The following is an 18,737-nucleotide window of genomic DNA, read 5'->3' as shown; positions in this document are numbered from 1 at the left end:
ACAGGTCAGGCCGACAGGGCGGTGAGGGCCCGGCGCGCGCGATCGTGGTGCCGCCCGCGGGGGGCGACCTGCACGCGTCCGGTGCGCGGGTCGAGCCGCGCGTCGATGGGCAGGCCGTACACCTCGCTGAGGTTCTCGGCGGTGAGCACGGCGGCCGGGCTTCCCGACGCGTGCACACGCCCCTGGTGCATGAGCACCACCTCGTCGGCGACGGATGCCGCGTGACCCAGATCGTGCAGCACCACGCCGACTGCCGTGCCGCGGTCGGCGAGGTCGCAGATCAGGTCGAGGGTCTCGACCTGGTAGCGCAGGTCGAGGTGGTTGGTGGGCTCGTCGAGCAGCAGGATGCCGGTGTCCTGCGCCAGGGCGGTGGCGAGCCACACCCGCTGCAGCTCACCGCCGGAGAGCTCGTCGACCGCGCGGTGGGCCATGGTGTCCAGACCGGTCAGCGCGAGGGCCTGCGCGATGGCGGCTCGATCGGCGTCACGCACTCCCGTGAAGCGGCCGCGGTGCGGGTGGCGCCCGTAGGCGACGACGTCCTGCACCTCCAGGCCGGAGGGATGCGGACGCGACTGCGAGAGCATCGCGACGGTCCGCGCGAACTCCTTCGCCGAGAGCGAGGCCGCGTCGCGCTCGCCCTCGTCTCCGCCGACGCGCACCGATCCCTCATCGACGCGGTGCAGCCGCGCGAGGGCGCGCAGCGCGGTGGACTTGCCGCTGCCGTTGGGGCCGATCAGCGCGGCGACCATGCCGGGACGCAGGTGCAGCGACACTCCGTGCACCACGCGGGTGCGCCCGTAGCTCAGCGCCAGCGACTGTCCGTGCAGCTCGTCGTGGCGCGTGCTCGGCGCCGCGGCGGAGCCGTTCGTCATGCCGGGTTCCCTGATCGGATTGCTCACGTTAGGAGAGCCTAACCTATGCTGGTCTGGTGAGCCACCACCCCTACCGGACGTTCCGCACCACGGTCGCGCGCATCACGCCGCTCTCGCCGCACTTCACCCGCATCACGCTGTGCGGGGACGAGCTCGCGCACTTCGGCACTGACGGGCTGGATCAGCGCATCAAGCTGATCATCCCGTTCGCCGACGGCGCGGTCACCGACGTCGGTCAGTTCGACGAGGCGCAGAGCATGACCGAGTGGTATCGCCGCTGGCGCGCACTGCCCGACGCCCAGCGCAACCCGATCCGCACCTACACGATCCGCTCACCACGCCCGCGCGAGCGCGAGATCGATGTGGACTTCGTGCTGCACGGCACGGACGGTCCGGCATCCGCGTGGGCGACGAGCGCGCAGATCGGCGACCCGCTCTGCGTGGTCGGACCGGACGCCCGCTCCAGCGAGCAGGGCGGCGGTATCGAATGGCGTCCGGGTGCGGCGCGCTCCCTGCTCATCGCCGGCGATGAGACCGCGACCCCCGCCATCTGCTCGATCGTCGAGTCCCTCGAGGCGGATGCCGTCGGAGACGTGTGCATCGAGGTGCCCACCGAGGCGGATGCCCTCGAGCTGCGCGCCCCGGCGGGCGTGCGCGTGCGGTGGCTCGCACGCGGCGGCGCCGCGCACGGTGTGCGGCTCAGCGCCGCCGTGCACGAGTGGGGCCGGCAGCGCGCAGCCGACCGGCATCCGTCCGCCGCTCCCGTCGCATTCGACGACCCGAGCGCCGATGAGGTGCTGTGGGAGGTTCCGGATGCGGTCGACGGCGGCGAGTACGCGTGGCTCGCCGGTGAGGCGGGCACGATCACCGCGCTGCGTCGTCATCTCGTGCGCGATCTCGGCATCGATCGGCGCTCGGTCGCGTTCATGGGCTATTGGCGGGAGGGCCGCGCCGAGGCGTCCTGAACCGCACTGTTGCGCGCCCGCGAGAGCAGGCGTATTCTCGCCGCTCGTGGCATACGAAGGCCGCGAGAACGCGGACGCCCCGCTCCTCGCCAAACGCATACTCCTCGGCGAGCCGCTGACCAGCGAACAGGTCAACGACCAGCTGCTTCCCAAGCGCATGGCGCTGCCGATCTTCGCATCCGACGCGCTGAGCTCGGTCGCCTACGGGCCGCAGGAGATGCTGATGATCATGCTGATCGGCGGGGTGTCGTTCCTCACCCTCAGCCCGTGGGTAGCGGCGGCGGTCGTGCTGCTGCTGGTCGTGGTTGTGCTCAGCTACCGCCAGCTCATCAAGGCCTACCCCTCGGGCGGCGGCGACTACGAGGTCGCCTCGACCAACCTCGGCGAGGTGCCCGGCGTCGTCGTGGCGGCCGCGCTGCTGGTGGACTACGTGCTCACGGTGGCGGTGTCGATCGCATCCGGAGTCGACAACATCATCTCCGCCGTCCCCACGCTCGACCCCTGGCGGGTCGAGCTGGCCGTCGGCTTCGTCGCACTGATCGTCATCGTCAACCTGCGCGGGGTGCGCGAGGCCTCCGCGGTGTTCGCGATCCCCACCTACGTCTTCATCGGCTCGGTCGTGCTGATGATCGGCACGGGGCTGATCCGCACGTTCCTCGGCGACGCGCCCGTCGCGGCGAGCGCGTCGTACACGGTGCAGGCCGAGAGCATCTCACAGGCCGCGATCATCCTGCTGGTGCTGCGTGCGTTCTCCAGTGGCTGCTCGGCCCTGACCGGCGTCGAGGCGGTGTCGAACGGGGTGCAGGCGTTCCGTCGCCCGAAGATCCGCAACGCCCAACTGACCCTCACCATGATGGGCACGATCGCCGCGCTGCTGTTCACCGGTCTCACCGCGATGGCGCTCATCGCCGGGGTCCGCTACGCCGAGAACCCGTGCGATCTGCAGGGCTTCGACTGCTCGGGGCCGCAGCCGAGCCTGATGGCGCAGATCGCCGCGGCAACGTTCGGCGGCGGCAGCATCCTGTTCTTCGTCATCCAGGCCGCCACGGCCTGCGTGCTGCTGCTGGCGGCGAACACCGCGTTCAACGGGTTCCCCCTGCTGGGAGCAGTGCTCGCCCGCGACGGCTACGCGCCGAAGGCGCTGAACACCCGCGGCGACCGGCTGGTGTTCTCGAACGGCATGATCCTGCTCGGCATCGGGGCGGTCACCGTGCTTGTGGCGTTCCAGGCGAATCTCACCGCGCTGATCCAGCTGTACATCATCGGCGTGTTCGTGTCGTTCTCGCTGGGTCAGATCGGCATGGTGCGGCACTGGCGACGGCTGCTGCGCGAGACCACGCACCGCCGCCTGGCCGAGGTGGCCGCCGAGCGCCGCTCGGCGCACGTCGGGCTCGTGATCAACTCGCTCGGCGCGGTCATGACGGTCGCCGTTCTGGTGATCGTGACCATCACCAAGTTCACGCACGGCGCATGGATGGTCTTCTTCGCGATCCCAGTGCTCGCGCTGCTCATGCTCGGCGTCAAGCGCTACTACCGTGACGTCGAGCACGAGATCAGCATCGACGACACCACGCACTTCGGCTCGCAGGGCGATGTGGCGATCGTGCTCGTCAGCCGGCTGCAGAAGCCCGTGATCAAGGCGCTCGACTACGCCATCGCCGCCCAGCATCAGAAGACCATCGCGCTGCACATCGCACTCACCCCAGAGGACGGCCAGCTGCTGCAGCGGCAGTGGGCCGAGCACCGCATCCCCGTGCCGCTGGTGATCGTCGACTCGCCGTACCGCACCTTCGCCCAGCCGGTGGAGCACTTCATCCGCGAGTATCGCGAGAAGCACGGGCCGTCGGTGGTGACGGTGTACCTGCCGCAGTACATCGTCGGGCACTGGTGGGAGAGCGTGCTGCACAACCGGCGCGCCCGTCGCATCGCGGCGCAGCTGATGATGGTGCACGGCGTGACCATCACTCTGGTGCCCTGGCTGCTGGACTCGTCGGAGCTGATCTACGGGCGCCGCTCGCGCCCGCTGCCCGGGCAGCAGCGCGCGGGGCGGCCGGTCGCGCTGTATGGAGCGCCCGCCCACGGACGCCGCGCTCAGCGACCGGCGGGGCCGCCGGACCGGTGAGGGTCGGGCGAGCGGACGCGGGGCGAGCGGACGCGGGGCGAGCGGAGGCGCGGCGCGTCGCGATCCCCGTTGTCCCTGCGCGGCGGAGCGGGTAGACCTGAGTCATCTCAGAAGATCGGAGAAGGACATGGTTCACCGCATCGGCTACATCGTCGGCAGTCTGGCTAGCGACTCGATCAACCGCGTGCTCGCCGCAGCGCTCGAGCGTCTCGCGCCCGATCAGCTCGAGCTCAGCGAGATCCCGATCCGCGATCTTCCGCTGTACAACCGCGACGACGAGTACTCGCCGGTCGAAGCGGTCATCGACTTCAAGCGGGCCGTCGAGGACTCCGATGGCCTGCTCATCGTGTCGCCGGAGTACAACCGCTCGATTCCCGGCGCGCTGAAGAACGCGATCGACTGGGGTTCGCGTCCCTGGGGGCAGAACTCCTTCGCGCGCAAGCCGACGGGCATCATCGGCGCGTCGACCGGCGCGATCGGCACCGCCGTCATGCAGGCGTCGATGCGCAGCGTGCTGAGCTTCCTCGACGCACCGCAGCTGAACGCCCCCGAGGCGTACATCACCTTCAGGCCCGAGGCGTACGGCGCGGACGGCGAGGTGAAGGACGAGGGCACGGCGAAGTTCCTGGCGCACTACATGGAGGAGTACGCCGCCTTCGTCGAGCGGGTGCTCTCCAGCATCCTTCCCGGTCACATGGGCGACTCGGATCCCGACACGATGCACTGAAGCCGGCGTGTCTATCTCCCCACGAGCCGTCGTCAGCGGAACGAACGCAGCCGCAGGCTGTTGCCGACGACGAACACGCTCGAGAACGCCATGGCGGCGCCGGCGAGCATCGGGTTCAACAGGCCGAGCGCGGCGAGCGGGATGGCGGCGACGTTGTATGCGAAGGCCCAGAACAGGTTGCCCTTGATCGTCCCCAGCGTGCGCCGCGCGAGGCGGATGGCGTCGGCGGCTGCCCGCAGATCGCCGCGCACGAGGGTGATGTCGGATGCTTCGATCGCGACATCGGTGCCGGTGCCCATCGCCAGTCCGAGATCGGCCTGTGCGAGGGCGGCGGCATCGTTGACGCCGTCGCCAACCATCGCGACCACTCGGCCCTCGGCCTGCAGCCGCGCGACGACGGCGACCTTGTCGGCGGGGAGCACGTCGGCGATGACCTCGTCGATGCCGACCTGGCGGGCGACGTGGTGTGCGGCGGCGGCGTTGTCGCCGGTGAGCAGGATGGGCGTGAGGCCCAGCCGTGTGAGTGCGGCCACGGCCTCGGCGCTCGTCGGCTTCAGCTCGTCGGCCACGACGATGACGCCCTTCGCCGCGCCGTCCCACGCCACCAGGATCGCCGTCTGGCCGGCGGCTTCGGCCTCGGCCTGTGCGGCGAGCAACTGCTGAGACGGGTGGATGGCCCAGTCGACGAGCAACGATCGGCGTCCGGCGATGACGGCGTGCCCCTCGACGATTCCCGTGACGCCGCGCCCGGCGATGTTCTGGAACGCCTCCACCTCCGGTAGCCCCTCCCCCGATAGTGGGGGGTCAATAAATGCTGCATCAAGGGGTGCGTATGCGGCATTTTCTGACCCCTCTCGCATGCCCCGCCTAGATGGGGGGTCAATATATGTCGCATCGCGGGGTGCGGATGCGGCATTTTCTGACCCCTCGTGGAGGGCGTGGGAGGCGATGGCACGGGCGATGGGATGCTCGCTGGCGTGCTCGACGGCGCCGGCCAGGCGCAGCAGCTGGCCCGCATCCTCACCTTCCTCGGCGATGACCGCGGCGACCGTCATCCGCCCCTGGGTCACTGTGCCGGTCTTGTCGAGCACGACGGTGTCCACGCGCCGCGTGGACTCGAGCACCTCGGGACCCTTGATCAGCAGACCCAGCTGCGCCCCGCGACCCGTGCCGACCAGCAGCGCGGTAGGCGTCGCCAGCCCGAGCGCGCACGGGCAGGCGATGATGAGCACGGCGACTGCGGCGGTGAAGGCAGCGGATGCCGGATAGCCGAGCACCAGCCAGACAGCGAGCGTGACCAGCGCGATGCCGATCACCACCGGCACGAAGACGCCGGAGATCCGATCGGCCAGCCGCTGCACGGCCGCCTTGCCGCTCTGGGCATCCTCGACCAGCCGAGCCATCTGCGCCAGCTGCGTGTCTGCGCCGACCCGGGTGGCGCGCACGACCAGGCGCCCGCCGGCGTTCACGGTGGCGCCGGTGACGGCATCCCCCGCGACCACTTCGACCGGCATCGGCTCGCCGGTGATCATCGACCGGTCGATTGCAGAGGTGCCCGAGACGACCTCGCCATCCGTGGCGATGCGCTCCCCCGGGCGCACCACGAACTCGTCGCCGACCCGCAGTCCGGCGATCGGGATGCGCACCTCGGTGCGCGCGCCATCGGGGCCGTTCGGCCGCAGCACCGCAACGTCCTTGGCACCGAGCTCGAGCAGCGAGCGCAGCGCCGCCCCGGCGCGCCGCTTCGCGCGCTTCTCGAAGTAGCGGCCCGCCAGCACGAACATCGTCACGCCGGCGGCGACCTCGAGATAGATGTTCCCGGCACCGTCGGCCGGTCCAGCGCCGAAGTCAGCGCTCCACGGCCACGCGAAGCCGTGCGTCATCCCCGGCATGCCGGCCGTGCCGAGGAACAGCGCGTACAGCGACCAGACGAAGGCTGCGGATGTGCCCAGGCTGATCAGCGTGTCCATGGTGGCCGCGCCGTGGCGCAGATTGGTCCACGCGGCGCGGTGGAACGGCCAGGCGGCCCAGACGATGACCGGAGCGGCGAGCGCCAGCGACGCCCACTGCCAGTAGGTGAACTGCAGCGCGGGGATCATGGCGAGCACGATCACCGGCACCGAGAGCACGATCGAACCGATCAGGCGCTGCCGCAGTGTCCGCAGCTCGGGATCGTCCCCGGCGTCGGCGGCGCCCCCCACGCCCGTTGCACCCGCAGCATCCGTTGCATCCGCAGCGATGCTCTCCTCCACCGCAGCCACGGGCAGCGTCGCCCGGTATCCCGCCTTCTCCACCTCGGCGATCAGGGCCCGTGTGTCGACGGTGCCGGCCACGTCCACGTGCGCCTTCTCGGTCGCGTAGTTCACGCTCGCACTCACACCGTCGAGCTTGTTGAGCTTCTTCTCGATTCGCAGCGCGCACGAGGCGCACGTCATCCCGCCGATCTGCAGGTCGATCCGCGTAGGCGCTGCATCGACCGGGATGCTCATCAGGCACGCACCGCCCGGTAGCCGGCCTCGTCGACAGCGGCGATCACGGCGTCATCGTCGATGGCGTGTTGCGAGGTGAGGACGAGGCGTCCGGTCTGCGCGCTGACGTCGATCGACTCGACGCCGGCGATCTGCTCGACCTCCTCGCGCACCGACATCTCGCAGTGTCCGCAGGTCATTCCGGTCACTCGGAACTCGGTCGTGGTCATCGCTTCTTCTCCGTTCCCGTACCCGGGAGGGGTACCCATGATCAGGATAACGCGAATACCCCCGTAGGGTATTCCCGTCTCATTCGGAGGAGCGGCCCCGCCCACGCTTGTCGCGGTACATCTCGGCATCCGCGCGGCGCATCGCAGATTCCAGCGTGTCGTCGCCGTAAACCTCGGCGACACCCCACGACCAGGGGTGGGTGGCGTACTGCCTCATGCGCCCGACCATCGCCATCGCTCCCGATTCGGTGGTGTCGGGCAGCAGCATGACGAACTCGTCCCCGCCCAGGCGCCCTACCAGGTCGCGCTCGCGCGACATCGAGATCCACTGCGCCACGAGGGTCTTCAGCACGGCGTCGCCCGCCTCGTGGCCGTCGCCGTCGTTCACGGCCTTGAAGTCGTCGAGATCGAGCACGGCGATGGCCAGCGGACGGGCGGTGCGTCGCGCCCGACGCAGCTCCTCGTCCATGCGGTGCTTGAGTCCGCGGCGGTTCAGCGCACCGGTGAGCGCATCCGTGTGCGCTTCCAGACGGATGCGATGCCGCACGAAGAAGCCGATCTCCAGGCACAGCCAGCTCATCGCCACGACCCCGAACAGGTTCGACCACCCGAACAGTCCCGGGGCGACCGAGCCCGGCACAGCGTCACCGCCGAAGGGTCCCAGCGCCATCGCCGTGCCGACCGAGGCGAGGATGCACAGCTCCACCACCCGGCCGATGCGCGCACCGTAGAACCAGGCGAGGAAGATCGCCATGACCGGCAGCTCCTGGATGCTGGCGATCGCGTTCTGTCGCTCATCGGAGAACCCGATGTAGTACACCGCGACGAGCGCGTGCAGCAGCACGAGCACGAGTCCGCCCCACCGCGGCAGCCGCACGCCCATCAGCAGCACCGCCGCCCCACAGCCGAACCCCGCGACCATGAGCACCGCGGAGAGGAGGATCTCGAACAGCGAGATGTCGGTCTCGAACAGCTCGAGCAGCAGCAGCAGCGAGAAGAAGACGCAGGCCACCGCGGTCGCGATCGAGTAGATCGAGGTGCGCGAGCGCGTCCGCTGCAGCCAGGAGGCGTTGAGCCAGCCCAGCTCGTCGGCGTCGGCCGCGCGGATCCCCTGTACGACCACGAATCGCCCCTCTCAGCCCGACGCCCCTGGAATCAGGCTACCTCCGGATATCCGCACCTTCTCCGCCATGACACCGCGGGGCATACACTGAACCGTGATCTCCCCTCCATCAGCGCACCAAGGCCGGAGCCCGATGACCGACGCACCGCGTGCGCAAGCGCACTTCCAGCCGATCGTCGACGTGCGCCGCATGCGCGTGGTGGGCTTCGAGGCCCTCGCCCGCTTCGACGACGGCGTCTCGCCGCTCGAGCACCTGCGCCTCGCCGAGGAGCGGGGCGAGCGCGAGGCGCTCGAGATGCATCTGATCGCCGGTGCGGTGGAGGCGGCATCCGCTCTGCCCGTGGGCGGCTTCGTCACCCTCAACGCCTCGGGCGGCACGATGACCGACCCGCTGCTGGCAGAGGTGCTCGACCGCGGCGAGCGCGAGTGGGGACTGGAGCTGTTCGAGGGCTCTGCGCCGGAGGAGTCGGCGGCGGTGCGCGAGCAGGTCGACCGCCTCGGCGGATTCCTGCTGATCGACGACGCCGGTGCCGGGTTCGCCGACGAGGATCGCATCCGCACGCTGCGTCCGGATGTCGTCAAGATCGACCGGATGCTGTTCTGGGAGTCGCTGGAGGGCGGCGCCGGGCGGCAGCGGATCGACAGCATCCTCGCCGCCGCACACGAGGTGGGCGCTCGGTCGCTGATCGAGGGCGTGGAGGATGCCGAGCAGCTCGACGCCGTGCGCGCACTGGGAACCGATCTGGCGCAGGGCTATCACCTGGGCCGTCCGACGGCGACCGATCAGGTGCCGGCGATGCTCGCCGATCTACAGCGGCGCGTCGGGGTGGATGCTCCGGGTCTCTGAGCGCCGGCTCGCGCCGCTGTGCCCAGGGCGCTGCCACTGCGGCAGCACCTTGATCAGGCCGAGCACGACGTAGATCAGGGTGTTGATCGCCACGAACGTCGCCAGCACGCCGAACCAGTCGCCGTAGAGGATGGACTCGGGCAGCAGGATGCCGGTGCGGATCATGACTGCGCTCCCTTCGCGGCGCCGTCGACCTGAGCGACGCTCTGCCCCTCGGCCTTCGAGCCGTGGTCGACGTGCTTCCACGTGGCGCTGCGCCCGAACGCGATCTCGAACACGCCCTTCAGGAAGGCGAGGTTGAGGAAGCAGTCGTAGACGAGCTCGGGGAACACCAGGGCGGCGACCATCCGCGCACGCCATCCGCCCCGCCACGCGGTGACCACCCGTTCGACGGCGAAGGCGAGTCCGATCCCGATCCAGAACGGGAACCACACCCAGGTGTCCATGGCGAGCAGCATGATCAGCAGCAGGGCGAAGTAGGCGAACAGGGCGAGCACGCCGTATCCGATGCCGATCTGCTGCGACCAGTAGCGCAGCGTCTGCGGGGTGACCCCGTAGGCGCCGAGGTTCTCGAGCGCGCCGCGCTGCCAGCGCAGGCGCTGCGCCCACAGCATCCGCCACGTCGGCATGAGCTCGGTGACGACGCTGCACGCGGTGGGTGAGATGGTGAGCCCGCCGAGCGATTTGATCGCGATCGTCAGCTCGTTGTCCTCGGTGAGGGCGAGGGTGTCGTACACCTCGCCCGGGATGCCGGGCAGCTGCGCGCCACGCGCGTCGGCCACCGCCCGCAGCGCTGCGGCGCGGAACACCGATGCGGTGCCGGTGAGCACGAACACCCGGCCGCGGCGACGGCGGATCTCACGCTGATATCGCGTGTACTCGTTGCGCTGGAACTGCCCGATCAGGCCGTGGCCGTCCTCGCCCTCGAACAGTCCGCCGACCGCCATCAGCGCGCGATCGTCGGTGAAGCGACGGGCGGCTTCCGCGAGGAAGCCGTCGCCGATCTGGCTGTCGGCGTCCATCACCATCACCGTGTCGTTGTCGCCGAGCGAGGGCAGCAGGTCGGCCAGGGCCTGGTTCAGCGCCCCGCCCTTCTTGTGCGTGTTCCCGACGGTCTCGAACACGTCCGCGCCATGCGCGCGAGCAACCTCGACGGTGCCGTCGGTGCAGTTGTCCGCGACGACGAGCACGCGCTGCGGCGGTCGGGTCTGCTGCTGCAGCGACGTGAGAGTGTGCGGCAGCGACTGCTCCTCGTTGTGCGCGGGGATCAGCACGGTGACTGTCACGTCGCCGGCGAAGACGCCGCGCGTGCGGGTCATGACCACGCGGGGAGCGAGGGGCAGGTGCGTGACGTCGGCGTCTGCACGGCGATACCGGGATGCCACGACGCGCTCGCTGATCACGACGAAGGCGACCATGAGCAGTGCGATCGCCAGCGCGACCGCCATCACGGCGACGTTGGGCAGCTCGGCGCTGTAGAACAGCTGCCAGACTCCGGCGAGCGAGACCTGCACCGGATCCCACAGCTGCGGCGGATCGGTGACGGCGATACCCCACCACAGCAGGGCGGCGGCGGCGAGGACGACGACGATGACGACGAGCCCCACGGCGCGCTGGAAGAACCGATTCACAGCATCCCTTTCCCGCCCCCAGCGTTCGCCCCACTCTAACGGCGGGCGCCGACGTGCGCACCGCCGGTTTCACCGACCAAGGCGCATTGCACGATGTCAGCGCTATCTGCTACCTCGGCCAACGCGGCGGGAAAACGCGTTTGTACGCGCTTGTGAGCGCAAACATTTTGCGCTTTAATGACTTCGAGCCCCTCCTCCCGCGAAGGGCCGATACCCTCTCATCTGACCTCAACGGGGAGCACAGCATGGCATCCACGTCCCGCACCATCCGCACCGCCGCCGTCGTCGCCGTCGGCGCCATCTCGGCCTTTGGTCTCGCCGCCTGCAGCAGCGGCGCCTCCACGAGTGGCGACAAGCCCTCCGGGGGCGAAGCGATCACCATCGACTACATGCACCGGCTGCCCGACGGCAAGGACATGACCGCCGTCAAGGACATCGTGCAGCGCTGGAACGACGAGAACCCCGACATCCAGGTCAAGACCACGAAGTTCGACGGCGCGGCCAGCGACATGATCCTCAAGCTCGAGACCGATGTGAAGGCCGGCAACGCACCCTGCCTGGCGCAGACGGCGTACTCCGAGGTGCCCCAGCTGTTCGTGAAGGGCCTGCTGCAGGACGTCGCCGACGAGGCGAAGAAGTACGAGGACGACTTCTCGGCCGGCGCGTTCAGCGGCATGAAGGTCGGCGACGCGATCGTCGGCCTTCCGCAGGACACCGGCCCCCTGGTGTACTTCTACAACGAGGCCGCCTTCACCGAGCTCGGCCTCGACGTGCCGGCCACGCTCGAGGACCTCACCGCCGACAGCGCGACCGCCGCGGCCGCCGGCAAGTTCGTCACCGCGTTCACGCCCGACGAGGCGTCCAACTGGCTCTCGGCGCAGTCGGCGGCGGCCGGCGACACCTGGTTCTCGAGCGCCGGCGACAAGTGGAAGGTCGACACCGAGGGCAAGGGCTCCGAGCGCGTCGCCGCGTTCTGGCAGAACCTCATCGACAACAAGCAGACGCTCACCACCGAGCGCTGGGGCGAGGGCTTCACGGCCGCTCTCAACGACGGCAGCCTGGTCGGTCACGTCGGTGCGGCGTGGGAGGCCGGCTTCCTGCTCGACTCGCTCGACGGCACCCCCGCCGAGGGCCAGTGGCGCGTGGCGCAGCTACCCGACTTCGGCGCCGGTCAGATGAGCGGCCCCGACGGCGGCTCGGGCGTCTCGGTGCTGAAGGGCTGCGAGCACCCGGCGGAGGCGATGAAGTTCAACGCCTGGTTCAACACCCAGGTCGACGACCTCGCCTCGCAGGGCCTGGTGGTCGCCGCCAAGGGCGCCGTGAAGACCCCGGAGAAGATGGAGCGCCAGTTCGGCGGTCAGGATGTGCTGGCAGAGCTCGCCACCGCGACCGAGAACCTCAACCCGGACTTCCCCTACGCCCCCGGCTTCTCGACGCTGTCGAAGATGAACGAGGTCGCTGCCGCCGCCGCGGAGGGCTCGGTGCCGGTCGCCGATGTCTTCGCCACCGCGCAGAAGACGGCCGTGTCCTCGCTGAAGGACCTGGGCCTGCCGGTCGCCGAGTGACCGACGCGCACTACGACGTATGACGCCGACGGCGGAGAGCACCTGTGCTCTCCGCCGTCGTTCTGAATCAGGAGGAATCAGCCGTGACCGACACCGCCATCGCACCGCCCAGCGCGAGGGCCGAGCATTCCGGCCCGCAGCGCCCGGTGACGCGAAGAAGACGCGGCAGTGGCATCCGCCGCGAGGGACTGACCGGATGGATGTTCCTGGCGCCGTTCGCGATCCTGTTCGCGATCGTCTTCCTCGTGCCGATCCTCGTCTCCATCCGCGCGTCGTTCTTCGCCCAGCTGCCCTCGGGCGAGGGGCTGTACGGCGGCGGCGAGCTGGTCGACACCTTCGTCGGGTTCGACAACTTCGCACTCGCGATCGGCAACAGCGCATTCTGGGCCGGCATGGGCCGGGTCGTGCTGTACGCCGCGTTCCAGATCCCGGTGATGATCATCGCCGCGCTCGCGCTCGCACTGCTGCTGGACTCGTTCATCGTGCGCCGGCCCGGCCTGTTCCGCCTGTCGTTCTTCCTGCCCTACGCGGTGCCCGGCGTCATCGCGGCCATGATGTGGCTCTACCTGTACACGCCCAAGGTCTCGCCGTTCCTGGAGTTCCTGCCCGAGGGAACGAACTTCCTCGCACCCGGCACGATCCTGCTGTCGATGGCGAACATGACCACCTGGACCTACACCGGCTACAACATGCTGATCTTCCTGTCGGCGCTGCAGGCGGTGCCGCGGGACCTGTACGAGGCCGCGCGCATCGACGGCGCCAGCGGCTGGCAGGTCGCCACGCGCATCAAGGTGCCGATGGTGCGCGGCGCCGCGCTGCTGGCGGTGCTGCTGTCGATCATCGGCACCATTCAGCTCTTCAACGAGCCGGTCGTGCTCGAGAGCCAGAACCAGTGGATGGGCAAGGACTTCACGCCGATGATGCTCACCTACAACTCGATGATGGGCGAGATCTCGCCGTCGGGCAGCGGACCGGCATCCGCCTACTCCCTGCTCATGGCTGTCATCGCCGGCGTGCTGGCGATCGTCTACGCGCTGCTGCAGCGCCGCAAGGGGGACGCATGACCACCACCACTCTGATCGCCGCGGAGACCGCGGCGACGCGCAGCCCTCGCCGGCGCGCTCTGCCGCCGGCCGACCTTCCCCCGCGTTCGATCGCCCCGGGACCGCTGGCGCGCGTCTTCGGCGTCATCGCCCTCGTCGTGGCGATGCTGTACTTCCTGGTGCCGGTGTTCTGGCTGCTGGTCGCCTCGACGAAGAACAACACCGACCTGACGACCACGTTCGGCTTCTGGTTCGCGGACTGGAATCTCGACACGAACTACGAAAGCCTGATGGGCTGGACGCAGGGGTTGTTCTGGCGCTGGGTCGGCAACTCGATCCTCTACTCCGTCAGCGCGGGAGTGGTCGGCACGCTCGTGGCCGTGATGGCGGGCTACGCGATCGCGAAGTTCACCTTCCCCGGTCGCCGGATCGCCGTGGGCGTGATCATGGGCGGCCTGCTGCTGCCGGTGGCGCTGCTGACCGTGCCGCTGTACATCGAGTTCCATGCGCTGGGGCTGACCAACACCATCTGGGCGATCATCATCCCCTCCGCGGTGTCGCCCTTCGGCGTGTTCCTCGGGATGGTCTTCGCGCAGTCGTCGGTGCCCACCGAGCTGCTCGAGGCGGCCCGCATCGACGGTGCGGGCGAGATTCGCATCTTCTTCACCATCGTGCTGCGCCTGCTGGGGCCGGCCATGGTGACGATCTTCCTGTTCATCTTCGTCGCCACCTGGAACAACTTCCTGCTGCCGCTGCTGATGGTGTCCAGCGCCGAGCTGAAGCCGGTCACGCTCGGCCTGTACGGCATGATGAGCTACTTCTCGCCCGACAAGGGCGCGGTCATGCTCGGCGCGCTGCTGGGCGTGGTGCCGCTGATCATCCTGTTCTTCACTCTGCAGCGGTACTGGCGCTCGGGTCTGACCGCCGGCGCGGTCAAGGGCTGAGCACGAACGCCCGAACGCCACGCCCAAGACGAAGAGAACCTCCCCCTGCTGCAGGGGGAGGTTCTCTCCGTCTCAGCTGATGACCAGCCGGGTGAGGCGCTCAGGTGCCGATGAACTCCTCGACGGGGCCGAACTCCGGCTCCTCACGGATCTCGACGCGCGCGGGAAGGCGGTCGGTGTCGAGCACGACGATCTCGTTCGCGCCGGCGCGCCACAGCGGCGCCGGGGCGTACAGCGTGACCTGCGGGCCGCGCTCCCAGTACCGCCCGAGCAGGAAGCCGTTCAGCCACACCATGCCCTTCGCGCCCTCGGGGAAGGCCAGCCACGCGTCCAGCGGCTCGGCGACCTCGAGCACGCCCGACGCGAGCCCGGCGGAGTCGGCGACAGCACCAGTGGCGCCCTGCACCGCGGGGATGCCGTCGCCCAGCACGCGGTGCGTCCAGCCGTGCTGGTAGCGGCGCCCGTCGATCACCACGCCGCCGAGGATGCCCTTGCCCTGGCCGGTGAACGGTCCGTAGTTGATGCGGCCGAGGCTCTCCACGATGATCACGAGCCGGCCGCTGCCGCCGTCGGCCGGCAGAGCGAGCGTGTGCTCGCCGTCGTGCTCGAGTGTGCCCAGGCGCTCACCGTCGAAGAAGATCGTCGCGCGGTCATGCAGCTGCAGGATGCCGAGGGTGGCCCCCGCGGGGAAGAGCAGGTCGCTCTCGTACGCGACCAGCCCGTCCTCCGCGCCGAGTTCCTCGAAGCTCAGCGGCTGCGGCGACTCGGCCCGCACGGGCGTCGCGGCGACCACGTCGAGCAGAGCTGCGTCGCGGGTGAGATCGGCGGAGGCCGCAGACTGGCGGCGCGGGGCATCCGGAACCGGCGGCAGCTCGCCGTCGTGGAAGCGGGCGAAACGCTCGCGCAGCGCGTGGAACTTCTCGTTCAGCGTGCCGTCCTCGCCGATCGGGGCGTCGGAGTCGTAGCTGGTCACGGTCGGCTGGATCACGCCGTCGTGGTTCGAGCCGTTCCACAGCCCGAAGTTGGTGCCGCCGTGCGCCATGTACAGGCTCACCGATCCGCCCGCGTCGAGCAGCTCGTCGACGGTGCCGAGCATGCTGGCAGCCGAGCGGATGTGGTGCTGCTCGCCCCAGTGGTCGAACCAGCCGCCCCAGAGCTCGCTGCACATCAGGTGCTCGCCGACGCGCTGCAGCTCGATCGCCCGAGGCACGCCGGTGCCGAAGGTGAAGGTGCTCATGGCGTCGGGCACGCTGCCGTGCTCGATCATGTCGGAGGTGATGCCGTCGGCGGTGGTGAGCATCTCGACCATGCCGCGCGAGCGCAGCCCGTCGCGCAGATGCGCGAGGTAGCCGGCATCCGTGCCGTACGAGCCGTACTCGTTCTCGACCTGGATCAGACGGATCGGACCGCCGTGCGCGGCCTGCAGCGGCGCGAGCTGCGGGATCAGCTGGTCGTACCAGGCGTCGACGGCGGCCAGGAAGTCCGCGTCGACGGTTCGCAGGGCGCGGGTGCGTCCGCTGAGCCAGAACGGGATGCCGCCGTTGGACCACTCCGCGCAGATGTACGGGCTGGGGCGAACGAACACGTCCAGCCCCACCTCGCCGGCGATGCGGATGAACCGCGCCACGTCACGCCAGCCGGTGAAGTCGTACTCCCCTTCCGTGCGCTCGTGGAAGTTCCACGCGACGTAGGTGTCGACGGTGTTGGCGCCCATGGCCGCGAGGCGGCGCAGGCGGTCCTCCCACTGGTCGGGATGCACGCGGAAGTAGTGCACGGCACCGGAGAGGATGCGGTGCGGCTCTCCGTCGCGAAGGATCTGGCCGTCTTGCCAGGTGAGGGAAGGAGTGGGGGTGGACATGCGGCTCCCGGAGTCAGAATGTTTGCGCTCACATTACCGTATTGGTGCCGCGTTCGTCCCGCGTGATGGCGCGGCGAGATCGCTATCATTGACCGCATGCCCCCGCGTCGCTCCGCGCATGACCGCGCCCCCAGTCAGGTCGACGTCGCGCGCCTGGCGGGAGTGTCGACGCAGACGGTCTCGCGAGTGATGTCCGGACAGCAGAATGTGCGCCCGGAGACCGCCCGCCGTGTGCAGTCCGCCGTGGAAGAACTGGGCTATCGCGTGCATGCGGCGGCCGCGTCGCTGGCATCCGGACGCAGCCGCATCCTCGGACTCATGATGGTCTCGACCGACCGGTACTCCTCGGCCGCCCTCGCCGTGGGCATCGAGCAGGCCGCCGCCGACAACGGCTACACCGTGAACACCGTCGCCGTGCGCGATCACTCCTCGACCGACGCGTTCTTCGACGCCTTCGACCGCCTCGAGCGTCAGGGCGCCGAGGGCATCGTGTTGGGTCTGCCGGTCGAACTCGACAGCCCCGCTCTGAAGGTGCGCACGGATCGCACGCCGACGATCCGCAGCATGGTCAGCTCGATGCAGCCCGACGCGCCGCTCGCGGTGGACCAGCGCGAGATCGCGCGGCTGGCGGTCGAGCACCTCTTCGAGCTGGGACACGAGACCGTCTGGTACGTCAGCGGCGACGACTACTGGATCGAATCGCAGCAGCGGCGTGAGGCGTGGGAGCAGGCGCTGCGCGAGCGCGGGCTCGTGGCGCCGCCGGTGATCCCCGGCGACTGGACGCCGGAATCCGGCTACCGCGCGGGTCGCACCGTCGCGGCGATCCCCGACGTCACGGCGGTGTTCGTCTCCAGCGACGAGATGGCGTTCGGCCTCATCCGCGCCCTGCACGAGGCCGGACGCAGCGTGCCCGACGACATCTCGGTGGTCAGTGTGGACGACATCGCGCTGGCCGCCTATGCGTCACCCGCACTGACGACCGTGCGTCAGCCGTTCGAGGCGATGGGACGCGCGGCCGCACTGCGGCTCATCGAGTACATCGAGGGGCTCTACCCGGAGGGCCGGGGCATCCAGGGCACGGTGCCGGATGTGCATCCGGCCCTGGTCGTGCGCTCGTCGACCGCGCCGCCGCGCGAGCGCTGAGCGCAGATTCTCGCGAGCGCGCGCCCCTCACCCGCGCAGCGGCGCACGTCGCGCGGAGGGGCGTGACACCGCTGGGGCCAGCACCGCGAGCACCTGCACGAGGGTGGTCAGCCACAGCAGCACCAGGCCCACCACCACCGCCTCGAGAGCAGCGACCGACAGCATCCGCAGCCCGAAGGCGATCACGGTGGCGAGCACCGCGAGAACGACGAACACGATGGTCAGCACACGCAGCAGCACCACCTCGCGCAGCAGCAGAGTGGTCAGCACGGTCGCGGTGAGGATGAGCGCCAGGGTCGACACGGCTGCGACAGCGTGCGCGACCGGCACCCGGTCCAGCGGCAGCAGCCCCACCGCGGCGAGCGCGACGCCCGCACCGGCCCAGGTCAGCACGATGGCCGCGATGTGCGGCAGAGCGGCATCGCCCAGCATCCGGTGCAGGTCGCGGCCGAGGTACGAGCCGGTCGTCGCCACCAGCAGCCCCGCCACGACAGCCGTGCCGTTGAACGCCCATCCGCCGGCGCCGATCCCCAGCTCCGAGAAGCTGCGCTCCCACCAGGCCGCGTCGGTGGCGGTGAGCATGGCGAACAGCGTGCCGATCACCAGGAATGCCGACAGCAGCGAGGCGAGGTCCTTGGTGCTCAGCCGCATCCCCAGACGGAACGCGAACCGGCCGCCCAGGGCTGCGGCGACGCCGGTGAACAGCCCGCCCACCACCGCCGGCAGCGTGAGCCGCTGCAGCCCCGTCGCGAGCACCTCGCCGGCGAGCAGCATGCCGAGTCCGACGACACCAGCGATGGCGACGGTCACCGCGACCGCACTGACGTGCGACACGAGCGACTGCCAGAGCGGCATCGGCGCGGTCTCACCGGCGCGGTGCATGCGGGAGCTGACGGTGAAGGCGGCCGCGGCGATGACCGCCGCGACGAGCGCCATCGGGATGATCGCCGAGCCGTCGCCGCTGAAGGGCCGGGCGGCGCCCCACAGCACGGCCGTGCCGATCACGGTGCCCGTCGCGAAGCAGATCGCGGTGGCCCACAGCATCCGCACCTGCTCGCGCAGCGCCCGCCGAACGTCCATACCCCATCGAATCATCCGCCGCTTCTCCGGCGTCGCGCGAATCGCAGGAGTTCACACGAAACGCAGGCTCGGGATGCCGGATCTCTCCTGCGTTTCGCGTGATCTCCTGCGCCTCGAGG

General features: G+C 69.8%; 16 protein-coding genes. 8 read left to right on the top strand and 8 right to left on the bottom strand.

Features of this window, described 5'->3' with window-relative positions:
• Window positions 1-5: 5 nt before the first annotated feature.
• Entirely contained in the window at window positions 6-872 is an 867-nt protein-coding gene (locus WFG93_RS03410; RefSeq protein ID WP_336645053.1) for an ABC transporter ATP-binding protein, read from the bottom strand.
• 56 nt (window positions 873-928) lie between these two features.
• Here WFG93_RS03410 and WFG93_RS03405 point away from each other — a divergent pair, with 56 nt between their 5' ends.
• The 3 genes from WFG93_RS03405 to WFG93_RS03395 all read left to right on the top strand — a co-directional run bounded on the left by WFG93_RS03405 (window position 929) and on the right by WFG93_RS03395 (window position 4,686).
• The gene (locus WFG93_RS03405; protein ID WP_336644906.1) at window positions 929-1,837 is read left to right on the top strand and encodes a siderophore-interacting protein; all 909 of its coding nucleotides are present in this window, start codon (window positions 929-931) and stop codon (window positions 1,835-1,837) included.
• A gap of 157 nt (window positions 1,838-1,994) precedes the next feature.
• Window positions 1,995-3,959 (top strand): APC family permease, encoded by a 1,965-nt coding sequence (locus WFG93_RS03400; protein WP_336645052.1) that lies wholly within the window; start codon window positions 1,995-1,997, stop codon window positions 3,957-3,959.
• A 127-nt stretch (window positions 3,960-4,086) separates the two neighbouring features.
• Window positions 4,087-4,686 (top strand): NADPH-dependent FMN reductase, encoded by a 600-nt coding sequence (locus tag WFG93_RS03395; RefSeq protein WP_336644905.1) that lies wholly within the window; start codon window positions 4,087-4,089, stop codon window positions 4,684-4,686.
• 32 nt (window positions 4,687-4,718) lie between these two features.
• Here WFG93_RS03395 and WFG93_RS03390 read toward each other — a convergent pair whose 3' ends face one another.
• From WFG93_RS03390 to WFG93_RS03380, 3 genes are all read right to left on the bottom strand, one after another.
• Entirely contained in the window at window positions 4,719-7,175 is a 2,457-nt protein-coding gene (locus WFG93_RS03390) for a heavy metal translocating P-type ATPase (RefSeq protein WP_336644904.1), read from the bottom strand.
• Window positions 7,175-7,384 (bottom strand): heavy-metal-associated domain-containing protein, encoded by a 210-nt coding sequence (locus tag WFG93_RS03385; protein ID WP_336644903.1) that lies wholly within the window; start codon window positions 7,382-7,384, stop codon window positions 7,175-7,177. The genes WFG93_RS03390 and WFG93_RS03385 overlap by 1 nt, the downstream gene beginning before the upstream one ends.
• Before the next feature lie 79 nt (window positions 7,385-7,463).
• Window positions 7,464-8,507, bottom strand: a complete 1,044-nt coding sequence (locus WFG93_RS03380) for a GGDEF domain-containing protein (protein ID WP_336644902.1) — start codon at window positions 8,505-8,507, stop codon at window positions 7,464-7,466.
• 133 nt (window positions 8,508-8,640) lie between these two features.
• On the opposite strand from WFG93_RS03380, the gene WFG93_RS03375 reads away from it, so the two are divergent.
• Window positions 8,641-9,354: an EAL domain-containing protein gene (locus WFG93_RS03375; RefSeq protein WP_336644901.1), complete on the top strand. Its 714-nt coding sequence runs from the start codon at window positions 8,641-8,643 to the stop codon at window positions 9,352-9,354.
• On the opposite strand, the gene WFG93_RS03370 is transcribed toward WFG93_RS03375, so the two are convergent.
• Together WFG93_RS03370 and WFG93_RS03365 are read right to left on the bottom strand one after the other, a co-directional pair.
• Window positions 9,316-9,519: a hypothetical protein gene (locus WFG93_RS03370; RefSeq protein ID WP_313354883.1), complete on the bottom strand. Its 204-nt coding sequence runs from the start codon at window positions 9,517-9,519 to the stop codon at window positions 9,316-9,318. The genes WFG93_RS03375 and WFG93_RS03370 overlap by 39 nt on opposite strands.
• Window positions 9,516-10,985: a glycosyltransferase family 2 protein gene (locus WFG93_RS03365; RefSeq protein ID WP_336644900.1), complete on the bottom strand. Its 1,470-nt coding sequence runs from the start codon at window positions 10,983-10,985 to the stop codon at window positions 9,516-9,518. Before WFG93_RS03365 ends, WFG93_RS03370 begins: the two co-directional genes overlap by 4 nt.
• A 245-nt stretch (window positions 10,986-11,230) precedes the next feature.
• Between WFG93_RS03365 and WFG93_RS03360 the strand changes: the two genes are divergently transcribed.
• The 3 genes from WFG93_RS03360 (at window position 11,231) to WFG93_RS03350 (ending at window position 14,537) form a co-directional block, all read left to right on the top strand.
• Window positions 11,231-12,550 (top strand): ABC transporter substrate-binding protein, encoded by a 1,320-nt coding sequence (locus WFG93_RS03360; protein WP_336644899.1) that lies wholly within the window; start codon window positions 11,231-11,233, stop codon window positions 12,548-12,550.
• Between the two features lie 83 nt (window positions 12,551-12,633).
• Complete coding sequence (locus tag WFG93_RS03355; protein ID WP_442928223.1) at window positions 12,634-13,614, top strand: carbohydrate ABC transporter permease; 981 nt, start codon at window positions 12,634-12,636, stop codon at window positions 13,612-13,614.
• Entirely contained in the window at window positions 13,611-14,537 is a 927-nt protein-coding gene (locus tag WFG93_RS03350) for a carbohydrate ABC transporter permease (protein WP_336644898.1), read from the top strand. Before WFG93_RS03355 ends, WFG93_RS03350 begins: the two co-directional genes overlap by 4 nt.
• Window positions 14,538-14,637: 100 nt before the next feature.
• Here WFG93_RS03350 and WFG93_RS03345 read toward each other — a convergent pair whose 3' ends face one another.
• Window positions 14,638-16,395, bottom strand: a complete 1,758-nt coding sequence (locus tag WFG93_RS03345) for a glycoside hydrolase family 35 protein (protein WP_336644897.1) — start codon at window positions 16,393-16,395, stop codon at window positions 14,638-14,640.
• A 96-nt stretch (window positions 16,396-16,491) separates the two neighbouring features.
• Between WFG93_RS03345 and WFG93_RS03340 the strand changes: the two genes are divergently transcribed.
• Window positions 16,492-17,538: a LacI family DNA-binding transcriptional regulator gene (locus WFG93_RS03340; RefSeq protein ID WP_336644896.1), complete on the top strand. Its 1,047-nt coding sequence runs from the start codon at window positions 16,492-16,494 to the stop codon at window positions 17,536-17,538.
• Window positions 17,539-17,565: 27 nt separating this feature from the next.
• Here the strand turns inward: WFG93_RS03340 and WFG93_RS03335 are convergent, their stop codons facing one another.
• On the bottom strand, window positions 17,566-18,618 hold the full coding sequence (locus WFG93_RS03335) for a DUF998 domain-containing protein (protein WP_336644895.1): 1,053 nt from the start codon (window positions 18,616-18,618) through the stop codon (window positions 17,566-17,568).
• Window positions 18,619-18,737: the final 119 nt, after the last annotated feature.

This window comes from Microbacterium sp. USHLN186, assembly GCF_037145155.1.
Lineage (GTDB): Bacteria > Actinomycetota > Actinomycetes > Actinomycetales > Microbacteriaceae > Microbacterium.
This window is presented reverse-complemented; position numbering and strand designations above follow the sequence as displayed.

Bases quoted from the DNA above. Each gene is read 5' to 3' on its own strand.
- WFG93_RS03410 (WP_336645053.1), bottom strand. From the start codon at position 872: ATGACGAACGGCTCCGCCGCGGCGCCGAGCACGCGCCACGACGAGCTG.
- WFG93_RS03400 (WP_336645052.1), top strand. From the start codon at position 1,995: ATGGCGCTGCCGATCTTCGCATCCGACGCGCTGAGCTCGGTCGCCTAC.
- WFG93_RS03395 (WP_336644905.1), top strand. From the start codon at position 4,087: ATGGTTCACCGCATCGGCTACATCGTCGGCAGTCTGGCTAGCGACTCG.
- WFG93_RS03390 (WP_336644904.1), bottom strand. From the start codon at position 7,175: ATGAGCATCCCGGTCGATGCAGCGCCTACGCGGATCGACCTGCAGATC.
- WFG93_RS03385 (WP_336644903.1), bottom strand. From the start codon at position 7,384: ATGACCACGACCGAGTTCCGAGTGACCGGAATGACCTGCGGACACTGC.
- WFG93_RS03375 (WP_336644901.1), top strand. From the start codon at position 8,641: ATGACCGACGCACCGCGTGCGCAAGCGCACTTCCAGCCGATCGTCGAC.
- WFG93_RS03370 (WP_313354883.1), bottom strand. From the start codon at position 9,519: ATGATCCGCACCGGCATCCTGCTGCCCGAGTCCATCCTCTACGGCGAC.
- WFG93_RS03360 (WP_336644899.1), top strand. From the start codon at position 11,231: ATGGCATCCACGTCCCGCACCATCCGCACCGCCGCCGTCGTCGCCGTC.
- WFG93_RS03350 (WP_336644898.1), top strand. From the start codon at position 13,611: ATGACCACCACCACTCTGATCGCCGCGGAGACCGCGGCGACGCGCAGC.
- WFG93_RS03345 (WP_336644897.1), bottom strand. From the start codon at position 16,395: ATGTCCACCCCCACTCCTTCCCTCACCTGGCAAGACGGCCAGATCCTT.
- WFG93_RS03340 (WP_336644896.1), top strand. From the start codon at position 16,492: ATGCCCCCGCGTCGCTCCGCGCATGACCGCGCCCCCAGTCAGGTCGAC.
- WFG93_RS03335 (WP_336644895.1), bottom strand. From the start codon at position 18,618: ATGGACGTTCGGCGGGCGCTGCGCGAGCAGGTGCGGATGCTGTGGGCC.